The following is a 15,040-nucleotide window of genomic DNA, read 5'->3' as shown; positions in this document are numbered from 1 at the left end:
TCCGTGCGCCTGCGCGTGTACGAGCGCGGCGCGGGGGAGACGCTCGCCTGTGGCACCGGCGCGTGCGCAGCGGTGGTGGCCGGCATCCGCCGCGGCCTGCTCGATTCACCCGTCAAGGTGGCCACGCATGGCGGCGACCTGACCATCGCGTGGGCGGGCGATGGCCAGCCGGTCATGATGACGGGCCCCGCCACGACCGTGTTTGAAGGCACGCTGGATCTGGATGCGCTCAAGCTGACCGCTGCCCACTAGGCGCGCGGGAACTGCCCATTCGCCTGTCTGAACAACAAGGAGACACCGTGGCATCCAACGGCAAGAACCCCATCGACGACTGGTATTTCGACGGCAGCAGCAAGTTCAAGATCGCCAAGTTCGATCCTGCCGCCAAACCGTGCACCACGGGCAGCAAGGCGGGTGACCTGGCGCGGCTGGCCGAACTGTCTGCGCGCATTGAGGCGCTGCAGGACATCTTCTATGCCGAGCACCGCCGCAAGCTGCTGGTCGTGCTGCAGGGCATGGATACTGCGGGCAAGGATGGCACCGTACGCACCGTATTCCGTGCGCTCGACCCGCTCGGCCTGCGCGTGGTGGGCTTCAAGGTGCCCACGCCGCTGGAGTTGGCGCATGACTTCCTGTGGCGGATCCATGCGGAGGTGCCGGCCGCAGGCGAGATCGTCATCTTCAATCGCAGCCATTACGAAGATGTGCTCGTCACCCGCGTGCATGGAGACATCGATGCCGCCGAGAGCAAGCGCCGCTACGCTCACATCAATGCTTTCGAGCAGATGCTGACCGAGACCGGTACCACCATCGTCAAATGCTTTTTACATATCTCCAAGGAGGAGCAGCGCGATCGGCTGCAGATGCGTATCGACGATCCGCAGAAGCACTGGAAGCTCGGGATGGCGGACATTGAAGAACGCAAGTTCTGGGAAGACTACATGGCCGCCTACGAAGACGCGATCAATGCCACAGCCACCCCGCACGCGCCGTGGCACATCATTCCGGCGAACTCCAAGTCGCATCGCAGCCTGATGGTGGCGGAGATTCTGCTGCAGGTGATGGAGCGGTTGCAGCCGGAATATCCGGTGGGGAATCCGGCGTTCTTGGGGTTGAAGATCGAATAGGGTGGTGGTTTGCGGCTCTTGCGCTGATGGTGCATCCCTCGCATCGGCCGCGGCAGGAGGATGAGCCACAAAAAACAAAACCCCGGCGAACAACATCCACCGGGGTTTTTTTACGCGGCAAAAACTCAGATCGCGCTAACGCCGTACTTATCCCGATAAGCAGCAGCCTTTTCCCGATACCCAGCCAGCGCCGGGTCGCCCGCGTTATCCAGATACCCCAGCAAATCATCCAGATTCGCAATCGACACCACCGGCATGCCGTACTGCGCCTGCACATCCTGCACCGCAGAGCGCTCGCCGATATCCACGGCGTTGCCGCTGCGCTCCATCCGATCCATCAGGATCAGCACAGCAGCCGGGGTCGCGCCGGCGGCGCGAATCAGCTCGACGGACTCGCGCACCGAGGTGCCGGCAGAGATCACGTCATCGACGATCACCACCCGGCCCTGCAGCTTCGCGCCGACCAGGCTGCCGCCTTCGCCGTGGTCCTTGGCTTCCTTGCGGTTGTACGCAAAGCCCACATTCCGGCCCAGGCCCGCCAAGGCTACGGCGGTGGCCGACGCGAGCGTGATGCCCTTGTAGGCCGGCCCGAACAGCATGTCGAACTCGACACCCGAGTCCAGCAGGGTTTTCGCATAGAATTGCGCGACTTGGCCCAGCAGCGCGCCGTCACTGAACTTGCCGGCGTTGAAGAAGTAGGGCGACGTCCGCCCCGCCTTGGTCACGAATTCCCCGAACGACAGCACGCCGGCTTGCACCGCAAAGCGGATGAAGGATTGGCGCAACTCGCTGTTTTGGCTCATCTTTTTTCTCTGGTCTGCAAAAAAGTCCCGCCATGTTACGCATCATTTCCGCCAACCTCAACGGCGTCCGCTCCGCCGCCAGCAAGGGCTTCTTCGAGTGGATGGGCAAGCAGGACGCCGATTTCGTCTGCGTGCAGGAGCTGAAATGCGCGCAAGACGACATGACGCCCGAGTTCCTGGCCCCCCACGGCTACCACGGCGTGTTCCAGCATGCCGTCAAGAAGGGCTACAGCGGCGCCGGCCTGTACACGCGCCACAAGCCGGATGACGTGATCATCGGCTTCGATGGCGGCGAGTTCGACGCCGAAGGCCGCTACGTCGAGGCCCGCTACGGCAAGCTGTCGATCATCTCGGTCTACGTGCCGTCGGGCTCCAGCGGCGAAGAGCGCCAGCAGGCCAAGTTCCGCTTCATGGCGCTGTTCATGCAGCACCTGAAAGACCTGCGCCACGAGAAGGGCCGCGAGGTCGTCCTGTGCGGCGACGTCAACATCGTGCACAAGGAAATCGACATCAAGAACTGGAAGGGCAACCAGAAGAACTCCGGCTGCCTGCCCGAAGAGCGCGCCTGGCTGACCCAACTGTTCGACGAGGTCGGCTACGTGGATGTGTTCCGCACGCTGGACCCGCGCCCCGAGCAGTACACGTGGTGGAGCAACCGCGGCCAGGCGTACGCAAAGAACGTCGGGTGGCGCATCGATTACCAGATCGCCACGCCGGGCATCGCCGCCACCGCGCGCCGCACGTCCGTCTTCAAGGACATCAAGTTCAGCGATCATGCGCCGCTGACGGTCGACTACGACACCAAGCCGCACTGGTAGGCACTGGTAAGCGACAAGAAGAGCACTTTATTGCGCTGCCGCAGAAATTTCTTCCGCAGCCGCTACAATCCAAAACTCACGCGCCGGCACTGGGCTGGCGCTGTGTTTTGCCCACAGTTTTTTAGCGAGATCGCCATGGCATTCAAGGTTTTCGTCGACGGTCAGGAAGGCACCACCGGCCTTCGCCTGCTCGACTATCTGTCGCAACGCGACGATATCGAACTCCTGCGCATCGCCGAAGACAAGCGCAAGGATTCGGCCGAGCGCGCCAAATTCCTCAACGCCGCCGATGTCGCTTTCCTGTGCCTGCCGGACGTCGCCTCGCGCGAGGCCGTCTCGCTGGTCACCAACCCGAACACCTGCATCATCGACGCCAGCACCGCGTTCCGCACGTCGGACGACTGGGTCTACGGTTTGCCGGAACTGGACAAGGGCCAGCGTGAGCGCCTGCGCAACACCAAGCGCATCGCCGTGCCGGGCTGCCACGCCAGCGCCTTCGTGCTGCTGATGCGTCCGCTGGTGGAAGCGGGCATTGTTCCGGCCGATTATCCGGTCACCGCGTTCTCGCTCACCGGCTACAGCGGCGGCGGTAAGCAGATGATCGCCGACTACCTCGCCGCCAATAACCCGAAGCTCGACAGCCCGCGCCCGTACGCGCTGGCGCTGGCGCACAAGCACCTGCCGGAGATGCGCGTGCAAGCCAAGCTGAGCCTGCCGCCGATCTTCACGCCGGTGGTCGGCAACTTCCTCAAGGGCCTGGCCGTGACGATCGGCCTGCATCCGCAGCATCTGGCACGCAAGGTGAGCCCGGCGGACATCGCCAAGGTGCTGGCCGACTACTACCAGGGCGAGCAGTTCATCCGCGTGGCCCCGGCCGATAACGTCGAGACGCTGGATAACGGCTTCTTCGACGTGCAGGGCGCCAACGACACCAACCGCGCCGACCTGTTCGTGTTCGGCTCGGACGAGCGCATGGTCGTCACCGCGCGCCTGGACAACCTGGGCAAGGGCGCGGCCGGCGCCGCGGTGCAATGCATGAACGTGCACCTGGGCGTGGACGAGGCGACCAGCCTGCACGTGGAAGCGCCGATTCCCGCAGAAGGCGCCGAGCATGCCGTGCGCCAGGCGACGCCGGACTTCGCGAGCTGATCGCAGCAAGCAGGATCGCTGAGACGAAAAACGCGCCCGAGGGGCGCGTTTTTCTTTGGGTGCCTCGTCATGTGACGAAGCTACTTGCAATACTTGGGATCGCGGTCTTGACCACAGACGTAGGCGTCCGCGGTCATCAGGTAGTCGTGCCTGAATGACCCGCCAATCTTCGCGTCCAGATCTAGCGCCATCCGGAAATACTTGTACGCTTCCTTTTGGTCGCCAGCCTCCATCGCGGAATGCCCCATGTCGTCATACATGATGGCTTCGAGGTGCATGATGCCCTCGGGGTCCAGCCGCGCAGTGCGAGAGGCGGCAATGAACGACTGCATCTCTGGATAAGAACCACCCCACCGTGGAGTCAGGGTCAGCATGTAGCGGTCTCGTACTAGACGATTCTTCGGGTTGATCTTGTTGGCTTGATCAAAGAGCGCACGTGAGGCGACTTGATCGCCCTGGAAAAGAGAAACGCCCATCAGATGAAAGATCGCCAGCATCGGCTTGGCAGCGAGTACTTTCGCGCGTTGCAGCTCAGGCTTGGCCGCCTCAAGCAATCGGGCCCGCGAATCGAGTCTTTCGTTGGATAGCTCCGCGATGCCTTGTCCGTTTTGGGCATCGAGTGCCGCACGACGGAGGTAGATTCCCCAGCCAAGGTGGGCCGCATACGAGTTCGGTGACGATTTCACCCAGTCCTGCATGGCAGCGATTTGTTGTGGCGTCAGACGATAAAACGGTGCGAAGGCGTTCCGTAGCGAAATCTCATCAAGGCGCCCCGACTCATAATCCTTCTGCAGCCCGTTGAGCTTGGTATCCAGGCGCTGATACTGCCGGGCATCCAGCGCTGAGAGGATTTCCGGATCATTCGCATGCGCGCTGAATGGCATGGCGATCAGCAAGCCTAGTAGCAGGTGGGTCCAAAACGACCCGCGCCTCGAATGTGTCCTTGAAGACGTCATGGATTTCGCCGTGAAATGGAGGATAACAAGCGCATTCTATATGCCGCTTGGGGCACATCGGCGGCGCTTGCCGTAACGGGCTAAGCCGCCGCCAAGATGCCGGGCGGCGACTTGCCATCATGCTCAGTGGTTCTGCCCCGTCGCCGGGATGTTGAACAGCATTCCCCCGCCGGCGTTGCCGCCCGCCATCACACTCGGCGTCACGCCATTCCACTTCTCGATGGCAGCACGCTCCAGCTTCAGGCGTTCCCACGCCAGCAGACGGTCATCCAGCGACGAGGCCAGCGCGCGGTTGGCCGCGGCTTCGCCCTCGGCAATCGCCACGCGCTTCTTGGCCTCGGCCTGGGCGGAACGCACTTCGTTTTCGGTGCGGATCGCGTCCTGGATGGCCTTGGTCTTGGCGCTCACGGCATCGAGCAACGCACGCGGCGGACGCAGCGAGCCGACAATGCCGAACTGCTTGATCGACACGCCCAGCGGCGTCAGGCGCGTATCCAACTCCTTGGTCAGGCGCGCAACGAACTCTTCCTTCTTCGCGCCGTTCACATCGTCGAAGTTGTATTCCGACGCGATGGCGACGATCACGTTGCGGGCCGTGTCGCGCAGGTAGCCGTGCGTGAAGGCGTCGATACGATCGGCGCGGAAGTTGGTGTAGAACTCCGGCACCTTGTAGCGATCGAGCTGGTACGACACCGCCACGTCCACGTTCACCGGCACGGCGTCCTTGGTGTTGAAGGTCAGCTCTTCGTTGACGGGGCGGCCTTCATTGAGGTCCTGGGTCCAGATCACGCGCTGCACGTAGGTCGGGTACTGGATGATGACCGTCTGCACCGGGTTGTAGAACACGAAGCCGGTGACCACGTTCTCGCGCGTGATGCCGCGATCGACCAGCCGGTTGATCTTGATGCCGGTGTAGCCGGGCGGAATGATCTGCCAGCTCAGCAGGAACGTCCGCACGATCACCAGCGCCGCCAGGGCGCCAAAGACGACCGCGAGCAGTTTGATCGGCAGCTTGCTCGCCGTGACTTGAGGCATGAGGGTTCCCCTTGTAGTTGTACTGAGTACGGAGGTGTTGGCTGGCGGGGCGGGCGATGCAACGCCCGCTGCTGGCGCAGGAATCGTCAGCGATTCCCGTCAGGGATGGCCGCGCCCGGTGGGCGGGTGGTGGCAAGCGAGCTTGGCCACAGTGATGAGGCGGTGAGCGTCAATACGACCGAGGTGGCGCATTGCAAAGCCCGGATGTTGCGATGCAGCAAGTATAGGCCGCCGCCAAGTTTTTGCTGCCCCCCGGAAGCACTAGAGCGGTGACTCGAATGCCCCGGTCGCGGGCGCCGTTACGCGTCGCCGGGGTGGATGCGGGCGGGGTTCCAGCCGAGCGCGTTGTAGACGTGGTAGCGCGCGATGCCGATCCACTCGTGCAGCGCGAAGTCGGTCAGCGCAAAGTTGTACGCCATCGGCACGGGGGAGGCGGTGGCCTGCAGGTCGTCGGCGCGCACCGGGATCGGCGTCATGCCGAAGTGCGTGAAATACAGCAGGCTGCGCCGCAGGTGGATGGCCGACGACACCAGCAGCGTGCGCTCCGGCCCGTACTGCGCGAGCACCGCGCGCGAGAACTGGGCGTTCTGCCACGTGTTCATGCTCTTCGGTTCCATCAGCAGGTCGCCCGCGTCGATGCCGAGCGCGATGAGCTCGCGGCGATAGACCGTCGCCTCGGGCTCGCCGTGGTGGCGCGCGTCGCCGCCGCTCACCAGGATCTTGCAGTCGGCGCCGGTCCCTGCCCCGGCCTTCCGGCACGCTTGGTACAGCTGCGCGGCTTCCACCAGGCGCGGGTAGGAGAACACGCCCGGCTCCACGGTCTTGCCGATGCGGAACGTGCCCGCACCCAGCAGCACGATGGCGTTGCGCGCGCCCCAGGCAATCTGCGGCTCGACCTCGAACGGCTTTTCCAGGGAATCGAGCAGCCACGCGGGCACCGGCCCGCAGCCGATCGCCAGGAACAGCACCAGCGACACGCCGCCCAGCGAGCGCGCGGCGCGCCTGCGTCCGCGGCCCGCAAACACCACGGCCACGATGATCAGTACAAACAGCACAGCCAAGCTCATGCGGGGGCCTCCTCTTCGACGGCGCATGCGGGATGGGATGCCATCGTAAAGAGGAATGGGCGCGCGCGCGACCCGTCGTCTTACGGGGTGGTTGCGGGCGGAGGGCTGTCGGACGGCGGTGGCGCGGGCGGCTTGCTGTCCGTGCTGGAGGTGTCGGCGTCTTTTTGCTGTTGCTGGCGAATCCGGCCTGGGCCGCGACCGCCGCCTGCGCGGTTGGCTGGAGCGGCCTTGGTCTGCCGCAGGTCCTTGTTGATCGACTCCACCGTGCGTGGCGGCGGGGTCATGTGGGCGAAGTTGCTTTGGATGTTGCGCAGGGCTTCGTTGTCGGCGGCGGGGGCGGTGGGGGCGGAAGCGGCTTGCGCGAAGGCTGGCGGCGGCAGCGCTGCCAAGAGGGCAGCGGCGCACGCCAGGGGAAGCAGGATGTCGCGGGGCATGGGCATCTCACAATCGGCCGCGTGGGCGGCGTGGGTGATTGTGGCGCAGCAGGGCTCCGAGGAGTTTGAGGATTGTGTTGCCGGAAATTACGGCTTGGGGTCTGCTTGGACGGCCGGTTTTCGGGCGGCATCCTGTTTGACCTGCGCGGCCAGTCGCCGACGGATGCGGCTGCCCCAGCGATCCCGTCGCGACTGTTTGCTCAGTGTGAGGAAGATGCCCAAGGGCGCATCCGCATTTTTGCGCCATCTGCGCGGCAGGGCGCTTTTTACGCGCATTTCGGCCGCGGTCAGTTGGTCGACGTTTTGCGCCGTGGTCGAGGTGCGTAGGCGGTTGTCCTGTCTTCGGCGCTCGGCACGCATGTCGAATCGCTTGTTCTTGCGAATGGTTTTGCGCGAACCCTTGTCGCTCTCGCCATAGGTATTCCGTCGATCCTTCAGATAGCTCAAGCGTTTCTTTTCTTGCGGCGTCTTCTTGTGCATGACGATGGCCATCGCGTCGTTTCGGGCGTTGGAGTTTCTGCGGAAAACCGAATATGCACCGCAACGCATTGCCCTGCAATCCGATGTCGCGGCGCGTCTACCGTTGGTGGAGTGGCGCACGGTGCGCCGATCGAAATTCAGATTTGTACGTTTGCCCCGGCAACCCCGCCCCCGCTACACTCCCACCCGTTCGTCAAAACAATGACGACCGGGGCTGGAACCCCCGTTCACGAAACGCCGGGCAATAACCATTCAAGGTTTTTGTCCCGCCGCCGTTCGCCCCTATGGGCGAGCCTCGGCGGGTACGGCGCAAGCCGTGCCGGTCTTTGGTGTTTCTGACGGTGTTCCAGCCCGCCTTGGCTCGCCCACCCGCATGCAACGTGCGGGTGGCGCGTTCCTCCCTGTGGCACTGGAGACCGAACGATGACGCATTCCATCCCCGATTCCCGTACCAACCGGCGGCACGAGGCCCACGCGCAGGCCGTGGCCGCGCTGGCGCAGTGCAGCCTGATGCTGACGATGATTCGTCACGAGGGGTTTGAGCGGTTCCACCGGCTGCCTGCCGAGCGGCAGGCCGAATACATCGATTACGTCGGTGCGCTGGCGGAGCAAGCGCGTACGGCGCTGGCCATGGCGGATGGGGTCGTCAACGCTGCGGCCTAGTCTGCAGGGCCACCGATCTTGTTGAGCAGCGCGCGCAACTGCTCGCGCTCCTCGGCGGAGAGCGCCTCCAACATCCACTCCTCGGTCGCCACGTGCGAGGCCACCAGGCTGTCGGCCAGCGCATAGCCCGCCGCCGTGAGCACGATGATGAGGCCGCGCCGGTCGTCCGGATCGGTCTGGCGGGCGATCAGGCCGCGCTTCTCCAGCCGGTCGAGCCGGTTGGTCATGGCCGAGGTCGACAGCATCATGTCCTTGGCCAGCGCCGAGGGCGAGAGCGACCCGTCGCCGCCTTGCCGGCGCAGGGTCAGCAGCACGTCGAAGCCGGCCAGGTCCAGGTCGGCGCCCGCCACGTTGGCGACCACGCCCTGGCGCAGGCGCTCGCCGGCGCGCCAGACGTCGCCGCACACGGCCATCGGGCTGGGGTCGAGGTCGGGCCGCTCGCGCCGCCATTGCGCGAGGATGCTGTCCATCGGTGCCCCTTGTGCGGGGGTGGAATCGCCTTGACCCATCGAAATTCCCGTCCTAATATTTCGACGTCAAACTATTTGACGTGGAGATGCTTGAGATCGTACCGGCTTTCTGTGGGCCGGGCAATCGGGCATCACCGTTGCCATTTCACGCGCGACATCGCGCCCGGCGCATCCAATGCCAACGTGTCGGAGAAGGAGGATTCACATGCCATTCAACCGCTTTGCCGTGATGCTGGCCACCGCGCTGGCGCCCGTCTTGTGGGGCACCACCTATATCGTCTTCACGCAGACCTTGCCCGTCGGCCATCCGCTGCTGGTGGGCGCGCTGCGCGCATTGCCGGCCGGCGTGCTGCTGATGCTGCTCGGCCCCGGCCTGCCGCCGCGCGACAAGCTGCTGCGCCTGACGCTGGTGGGGCTGGCCAACATCGGCGTGTTCTTTGCGCTGCTGTTCGTGGCGGCCTCGCGGCTGCCGGGCGGGGTGGCGGCCACCGTCATGTCGGTGCAGCCGCTGGTGGTCGGGCTGCTGGCGTGGCCACTGCTGGGGCGCCGTCCGCGCCCGGCACAGCTGGCAGCGGCGCTGGCCGGGTCGGTGGGCGTGGGGCTGCTGATCTTGGGGCCGTCGGCGCGGTTGGATGCTGTTGGCGTGGCGGCAGCGCTGGCCGCGGCGGGGTCGATGGCGATCGGCACCGTGCTGATCGAGCGCTGGGGCCGCACCGGCACGCCGCTGGCGCTGGCCGCCTGGCAGCTGGCGCTGGGTGGGTTGGTGCTGCTGCCGGTGGCGCTGCTTGTGGAAGGCCTGCCGCCCGCGCCGACGCTGCGCAATGCCGCCGGCTTCGCCTACCTGATCGTTATCGGCACGGCGCTGGGCTACTGGCTGTGGGTGCGCGGCATTGGCCTGCTCGGCGCGGATGTCACCTTCCTCTCGCTGCTCAGTCCGCTCACGGCCACGGTGCTGGGCGCGTTGCTGCTGGGCGAGTGGTTCAGCCCGGTGCAGACGGGCGGGGCGCTGCTGATCCTGGTGGCGACCATCGCGGGGATGGCGTTGTCGCGGCGGGTGCGCGTGGTGGCACCGACACGTGAGCAAAGCCCCGCAGGACCTGTGCGGTCTGCGGGGCCGGTGTGAGCGCGGGCAGCTCTGTTTGACTGACGTGGGTTGCCCAGGCTGGTGATCTTGCCTCGGCGCTCGCCGGCGGAACCTACAATCGGCTTCGTGAATGCCGGGGCAACACAACCGCAAAATCTGCAAAGCCGCCCCGGCTACATTGCGCTCCAAGGAGATTGCATGAAGCCTGAAACCCGAATCCAGTACGGCCAGCGTCTGGAGCCTGTCCTGCGCTGGCTGGCCGGCCACCCGGACGCCGACCCGGACCTGCACCAGTTGGCGGATCTGGCTTGCCTATCGCCGTACCACTTCCACCGCGTCTATCGCGCGCTGATGGGGGAAACGGTGAACGCCACGGTGCAGCGTATCCGCATGCACCGGGCCGCGGTGGCGCTGGCAGGGTCACAGGCTTCGTTGCGCGATGTGGCGCAGCGCGCCGGCTACAAGTCGGACGCTGCGTTCAACCGGGCATTCGGGGCGACCTTCGGCATCCCGCCGGGGCGCTACCGGGCAGCCCGCTCCCGCCCCGTTGACCCAGAGGAGCCAGACATGTACCCCATCAAGATCGAGACCTGCCCCGGCGCGGTGCTGGCCGTCCTGCCCCACCGCGGCAGCTATCTGGAAATCGGTCCGGTGTTCACCCGCGTGTTCATGCTTGCCGCCAGCCGTGGCCTTGCGCAGCCCACGTCCTTCGGCATCGGCGTGTATTTCGATGACCCCGAGCAGACGCCGGTCAGCCAGCTGCGCTCGATGGCCGGAGTGTCGGTGGCGCCGGACGCCGACCTGGGCGACGAAATGCAGCGCTTCGAGATCCCGGAAGGCCGCTGCGCCATCCTGACGTACACCGGGCCGTACATCGAGATGAACAAGGCCTATAACTGGATGTTTTCCCAGTGGCTGCCCAGCAGCGGCGAGGTGCCGGCGGACTTCCCCATGTTCGAGCAATACATGAACGACCCGCGCACCACGCCGCCGGCGCAACTGCAGACGCGCATCTGCCTGCCGCTGAAGTAAGCGGCCGATATTCAGTCCGACAGGCCCGCCGGGTACTGGCACGGCCAGATGTGCGCAGGCAGGTCTACTGCCGCACCATCGGCCGCATCGGCGCCTCGTCGCCGTTATCCACCGGGGCAGCGCCGAGGTATTGCATATTCGACCGGTATTCCGGCAGTTTGGCCATCGGCATGCGTAGGGCGTCGGCAAACAGCGGCAGCGTCTCCGGCAGGTGGCGCGACAGCACCACCATGCGTGTGCGCCCTGACGGGTGGGTGGAGAGGAACTGCTTCTGCTCCGCTCCACCGATCGAGCCCATCTTCTGCCACAGCGTGAGCGCGGCGCGCGGGTCGAATCCGGCGCGCGAGGCGAGGTCCATGCCGACCAGGTCGGCCTCGGTTTCCTCGGCGCGCGAGAACGCCAGCAGGTGCATCTTGGCGCCTTCGCCCAGGCCGGTGTCGCCGCGGTTGCCGAAGCCGAACAGCTGCGAGACAACGTTGGCGCCCAGGTTGGTGATCTCGCGCTGGCCGGAGCGTGCGCGGGCGTGCTCGCGCAGTGCGTGCGCGATCTCGTGGCCGAGCGCCATGGCCAGCTCGTCGTCGGTCAGCTTGAACTGCTCCACCAGCCCCGAGAACACGGCGATCTTGCCGCCGGGCATGCAGAACGCGTTGACCTGGGTCGAGCCGACCAGGTTGACCTCCCACTGCCAGTGCGCGGCGTCGGGGTTCCAGCGCGGCGCCTGCGGCGTGAGCCGCTGGACGATGGCGCGGATGCGGATCAGGTCCGGCACGTTGTCGGGCGCGAGCGCCCCCTCCTTGGCCGCGTTGTCGATCACCTGCTTGTATTCGGCCTGCGCGCGGCGCTCGATCTCGTCGGAGGGGATCACCAGCCGGATGTTGGGCGACGTGGTGATGGGCGCTTCCAGCTTCACGCCGTCGGCGGGTACCGGCAGCGGCGCGTCGGTGGCGCGGGCGCATCCAGCGTAACCGCCGGCGAGGCCGAGCAGGCAGACCAACAGCGCGAAGCGTGAGAGACGGGGCATGGGCGGGGCGGCCGGCGGGTGGTCAATCATCGTGGTGCAATAATACCGGCCACCCGCATCCGCATCACCACCTCCGCAGCATGACCTTCCACGATTACCTCGACGTGTTCCGCAACCGCCGCATCGGCGCGATGCTGCTGCTGGGCTTTGCCTCCGGCCTGCCGCTGGCGCTCACCTCGGGCACGCTGCAGGCGTGGATGACGGTGGAGGGGCTCGATATCCGCACCATCGGGCTGTTCTCGCTGGTGGGACAGGCGTACATCTTCAAGTTCCTGTGGGCGCCGCTGATGGACCGCTTCACGCCGCGGCTGCTGGGCCGGCGCCGCGGCTGGCTGGTGCTGACGCAGGTCGGGCTGGTGGCCGCCATTGCGGCCATGGCGTTCACCCCGCCGCACGCCGCGCTGTGGGCGCTGGCCGGGCTGGCGGTGCTGGTGGCGTTCCTGTCGGCGTCGCAGGACATCGTCTTTGACGCCTACAGCACCGATGCGCTGCACGCCAACGAGCGCGGCGTGGGCGCGGCGGTCAAGGTGCTCGGCTACCGGCTGGCGATGCTGGTGTCGGGCGGCCTGGCGCTGTGGCTGGCCGATCGCGTGATGGGCTGGAGCCACATGTACCTGCTGATGGCCGGGCTGATGGGGCTGGCGATCATCGCCACGCTGCGCTCGCCCGAGCCCGAGGTGGCGGCGCGTCCGCCGCGCAGCCTGCGCGAAGCGGTCGCCGGGCCGCTGAAGGATTTCTTCTCGCGGCGTGGCGCCTGGGCGCTGCTGGCGCTGATCGTGCTCTACAAGCTGGGCGACGCGTTCGCGGGCAGCCTGTCGACCGCTTTCCTGATCCGGGGCGTGGGCTTCTCCGCTGGCGAAGTGGGCATCGTTAACAAGACGCTGGGGCTGCTGGCGACCATCGTCGGTGCGCTGTATGGCGGCACGCTGATGGTCCGCCTGGGGCTGGTGCGCGCGCTGGTGTTGTTTGGCGTGCTGCAGGCGGTGTCCAACCTCGCCTACTGGGCGCTGGCCGTCACGCCGGCGCATCTGTGGAGCATGGCGGTGGCGGTCGGCATCGAGAACCTGTGCGGCGGCATGGGCACGGCGGCTTTCGTCGCGCTGCTGATGGCGCTGTGCAACCGGTCATTCTCGGCGACGCAGTATGCGCTGCTCTCCGCGCTGGCCTCGATCGGCCGCGTGTACGTCGGGCCGACCGCGGGCTACCTGGTGCAAGCCTACGGCTGGCCGACGTTCTACCTGATGACGGTGGCGTTTGCCTTCCCGGGCCTGATCGTGCTGTGGCTCATGCGCGGCACCATCGGCCACTATGAATCGGAGCAGAACGCGCGGGCCCTGGAGGCCAAGGCCGCGAAGCCGGCGTCAGCCTAGACGGTCCGAGCGATCGGCATCGCCAAAGCCGGCCAGCGGCAATGCATCATCAATGCCGCGCCCCAGCGCGATCGCCTTGAACAGCTCGCCCATTTCCGCTTCCGACAGCAGCTTCTGCACGGCGTTGGCCGCCGGCAGGAACTGCATCGGGTCGGACGGATCGAGTGTCATCAGCAGCTGCCCCACGCCCGCGCCCAGCAGGAAGCGCGCCTGGCTCGCATAGCCGAGCAGTTCCAGCCCGGCCTCCCGGCCCGCTTGGGCGACGCCCGAAAAATCGACGTGCGCGGTGATGTCCTGCAGGCCGGGCAGCCAGAACGGATCGTCGTGCGCGTGCTGGCGGTAGTGGCACATCAGCGTGCCGTCGGCGCGGTGTGCGTGGTAGTACTCGCCGGCCGGGAAACCGTAGTCGACCAGCAGTAGCAAGCCGCGCTCCAGCGCCGCGCCAGTGCTGCGGAGGAAGCCCTCGGCGGCTTCGTGCGATTCGGTGACGAAGTCGTCGGTGCCGGGCAGGGCGGCCAGCTTGGGCGGCACCTCGGCCGGGTCGGCTGCGCGCTCTTCCCATTGCAGGCCGTGCTCGGCATCGAGCGTCACGCCGCGCCGGTGCCACACGCCGCCGCGCCGCGCCCACAACGACACAGGCATCGCATCCAGCACTTCGTTGCCGACCATCACGCCGGTGAACGTCGCGGGCAGCGTGTCGTGCCAGTGGGCGAGGGCAGCCAGTTCGGGGCCCAGCGCCGCCAGGCGTTCCTGCTGGCGCTGGCGCAGTTCACCGGAAAGTTCGACGATGCCGTAGCTGTCGGGCCGCATGCCCAGCGCGTCGAGTTCGGTCAGGATGTCGGCGGCCAGCTTGCCGGTGCCGGCGCCAAATTCCAGCACGTGGCGCTGGCCCTCGGGCAGCACCGCCAGCACCTGCGCAATCTGGTGCGCCACGGTACGGCCGAAGAACGGCGTCAGCTCGGGGGCAGTGATGAAGTCGCCGCCGTCTTCCACGCGGCGGCCGAACTTGGCCGCACCGCCGCTGTAGTAGCCCAGGCCCGGCGCGTACAGCGCCAGCTCCATGTAGTGGTCGAATGGCAGCCAGCCGCCGGCGGCCGCGATGGCGTCGGCGATCACGGCGAACAGGCGCGCGGACTGCGCCTGCGCTGCTTCGTTGGGAAGCGGTAAACTCACAGTTTTGCTCATCGCCGGATTGTAAACAATGGCGCAGACGCCGACTGAATCGAACGCACCCCCGCGCATTGCCCTCGTCACGGGCGCCGGCCGCCGCGTGGGCCGCGTGATCGCCCTGGCCCTGGCCCGCCACGGCTGGGACGTGGCCGTGCATTGCCACCGCTCGCGCGCCGAGGCCGACGCCGTCGCCGCCGAGATCACCGCCATGGGCCGCCGTGCCGCCGTGCTGCAGGCCGACCTGTCGGATGAAGCCGCCGCCGGCCGCCTGATCAGCGATTGCACCGCTGCACTGGGTACGCCCACCTGCCTGGTCAACAACGCCTCGCTGTTCCAGTACGACGTGGCGACCAGCTTCAGC

Annotated in this window: 17 protein-coding genes and 1 pseudogene; 9 read left to right on the top strand and 9 right to left on the bottom strand. The window is 66.4% G+C overall.

Translation table 11 applies throughout. The features are described from left to right. Both QZ609_RS16520 and QZ609_RS16515 read left to right on the top strand, forming a co-directional pair. Positions 1 to 252, top strand: a pseudogene (locus QZ609_RS16520) (diaminopimelate epimerase); the annotation flags it as partial. Positions 253 to 299: 47 nt separating this feature from the next. Continuing rightward, positions 300 to 1,127, top strand: coding sequence for a polyphosphate kinase 2 family protein (locus tag QZ609_RS16515; protein ID WP_004635820.1), 828 nt, complete (start codon positions 300 to 302; stop codon positions 1,125 to 1,127). A 125-nt stretch (positions 1,128 to 1,252) separates the two neighbouring features. On the opposite strand, the gene pyrE is transcribed toward QZ609_RS16515, so the two are convergent. Next, on the bottom strand, positions 1,253 to 1,930 hold the full coding sequence (gene pyrE / locus QZ609_RS16510) for an orotate phosphoribosyltransferase (protein ID WP_295497089.1): 678 nt from the start codon (positions 1,928 to 1,930) through the stop codon (positions 1,253 to 1,255). Positions 1,931 to 1,962: 32 nt separating this feature from the next. On the opposite strand from pyrE, the gene QZ609_RS16505 reads away from it, so the two are divergent. Both QZ609_RS16505 and argC read left to right on the top strand, forming a co-directional pair. Then, positions 1,963 to 2,748, top strand: a complete 786-nt coding sequence (locus QZ609_RS16505) for an exodeoxyribonuclease III (protein WP_295497087.1) — start codon at positions 1,963 to 1,965, stop codon at positions 2,746 to 2,748. A 135-nt stretch (positions 2,749 to 2,883) separates the two neighbouring features. Then, the gene (gene argC, locus QZ609_RS16500; RefSeq protein ID WP_295497084.1) at positions 2,884 to 3,897 is read left to right on the top strand and encodes an N-acetyl-gamma-glutamyl-phosphate reductase; all 1,014 of its coding nucleotides are present in this window, start codon (positions 2,884 to 2,886) and stop codon (positions 3,895 to 3,897) included. 80 nt (positions 3,898 to 3,977) lie between these two features. On the opposite strand, the gene QZ609_RS16495 is transcribed toward argC, so the two are convergent. From QZ609_RS16495 to QZ609_RS16475, 5 genes are all read right to left on the bottom strand, one after another. Further along, positions 3,978 to 4,793: a DUF4034 domain-containing protein gene (locus tag QZ609_RS16495; protein WP_295497081.1), complete on the bottom strand. Its 816-nt coding sequence runs from the start codon at positions 4,791 to 4,793 to the stop codon at positions 3,978 to 3,980. A 183-nt stretch (positions 4,794 to 4,976) separates the two neighbouring features. After that, positions 4,977 to 5,888: a prohibitin family protein gene (locus QZ609_RS16490; RefSeq protein WP_295497079.1), complete on the bottom strand. Its 912-nt coding sequence runs from the start codon at positions 5,886 to 5,888 to the stop codon at positions 4,977 to 4,979. A 299-nt stretch (positions 5,889 to 6,187) separates the two neighbouring features. Continuing rightward, a complete protein-coding gene (locus QZ609_RS16485) occupies positions 6,188 to 6,955 on the bottom strand; it encodes a YdcF family protein (protein WP_295497076.1) in 768 nt (255 codons plus the stop codon). A gap of 80 nt (positions 6,956 to 7,035) precedes the next feature. Further along, complete coding sequence (locus QZ609_RS16480) at positions 7,036 to 7,389, bottom strand: signal peptidase (protein WP_295497074.1); 354 nt, start codon at positions 7,387 to 7,389, stop codon at positions 7,036 to 7,038. Between the two features lie 87 nt (positions 7,390 to 7,476). Then, positions 7,477 to 7,881: a hypothetical protein gene (locus tag QZ609_RS16475; protein ID WP_295497071.1), complete on the bottom strand. Its 405-nt coding sequence runs from the start codon at positions 7,879 to 7,881 to the stop codon at positions 7,477 to 7,479. 411 nt (positions 7,882 to 8,292) lie between these two features. On the opposite strand from QZ609_RS16475, the gene QZ609_RS16470 reads away from it, so the two are divergent. Beyond that, entirely contained in the window at positions 8,293 to 8,532 is a 240-nt protein-coding gene (locus QZ609_RS16470) for a hypothetical protein (protein WP_295497068.1), read from the top strand. On the opposite strand, the gene QZ609_RS16465 is transcribed toward QZ609_RS16470, so the two are convergent. Then, on the bottom strand, positions 8,529 to 9,041 hold the full coding sequence (locus QZ609_RS16465) for a MarR family transcriptional regulator (protein WP_295497064.1): 513 nt from the start codon (positions 9,039 to 9,041) through the stop codon (positions 8,529 to 8,531). The two genes, QZ609_RS16470 and QZ609_RS16465, sit on opposite strands and share 4 nt — an antisense overlap. A gap of 166 nt (positions 9,042 to 9,207) precedes the next feature. Here QZ609_RS16465 and QZ609_RS16460 point away from each other — a divergent pair, with 166 nt between their 5' ends. After that, on the top strand, positions 9,208 to 10,125 hold the full coding sequence (locus tag QZ609_RS16460; RefSeq protein ID WP_295497061.1) for an EamA family transporter: 918 nt from the start codon (positions 9,208 to 9,210) through the stop codon (positions 10,123 to 10,125). A 159-nt stretch (positions 10,126 to 10,284) separates the two neighbouring features. Beyond that, complete coding sequence (locus QZ609_RS16455; protein WP_295497058.1) at positions 10,285 to 11,118, top strand: GyrI-like domain-containing protein; 834 nt, start codon at positions 10,285 to 10,287, stop codon at positions 11,116 to 11,118. A gap of 64 nt (positions 11,119 to 11,182) precedes the next feature. Here QZ609_RS16455 and QZ609_RS16450 read toward each other — a convergent pair whose 3' ends face one another. Continuing rightward, a complete protein-coding gene (locus QZ609_RS16450) occupies positions 11,183 to 12,139 on the bottom strand; it encodes a M48 family metallopeptidase (protein WP_295497055.1) in 957 nt (318 codons plus the stop codon). Between the two features lie 80 nt (positions 12,140 to 12,219). On the opposite strand from QZ609_RS16450, the gene QZ609_RS16445 reads away from it, so the two are divergent. Then, positions 12,220 to 13,509 carry a muropeptide transporter gene (locus QZ609_RS16445; protein WP_295497053.1) on the top strand — a complete coding sequence of 430 codons (1,290 nt, stop codon included), beginning with the start codon at positions 12,220 to 12,222 and terminating at the stop codon, positions 13,507 to 13,509. On the opposite strand, the gene QZ609_RS16440 is transcribed toward QZ609_RS16445, so the two are convergent. Continuing rightward, entirely contained in the window at positions 13,501 to 14,694 is a 1,194-nt protein-coding gene (locus tag QZ609_RS16440; protein ID WP_295497051.1) for a class I SAM-dependent methyltransferase, read from the bottom strand. The two genes, QZ609_RS16445 and QZ609_RS16440, sit on opposite strands and share 9 nt — an antisense overlap. Before the next feature lie 16 nt (positions 14,695 to 14,710). Here QZ609_RS16440 and QZ609_RS16435 point away from each other — a divergent pair. Then, positions 14,711 to 15,040: SDR family NAD(P)-dependent oxidoreductase (locus tag QZ609_RS16435; RefSeq protein ID WP_295497049.1), on the top strand; the 330-nt coding region annotated here is incomplete at its 3' end.

The organism is uncultured Ralstonia sp., assembly GCA_913056305.1.
Taxonomy (GTDB): Bacteria; Pseudomonadota; Gammaproteobacteria; order Burkholderiales; family Burkholderiaceae; genus Ralstonia.
Note: the sequence above shows the minus strand (reverse complement) of the source record. Positions and strands in the feature narration are given on the sequence as shown.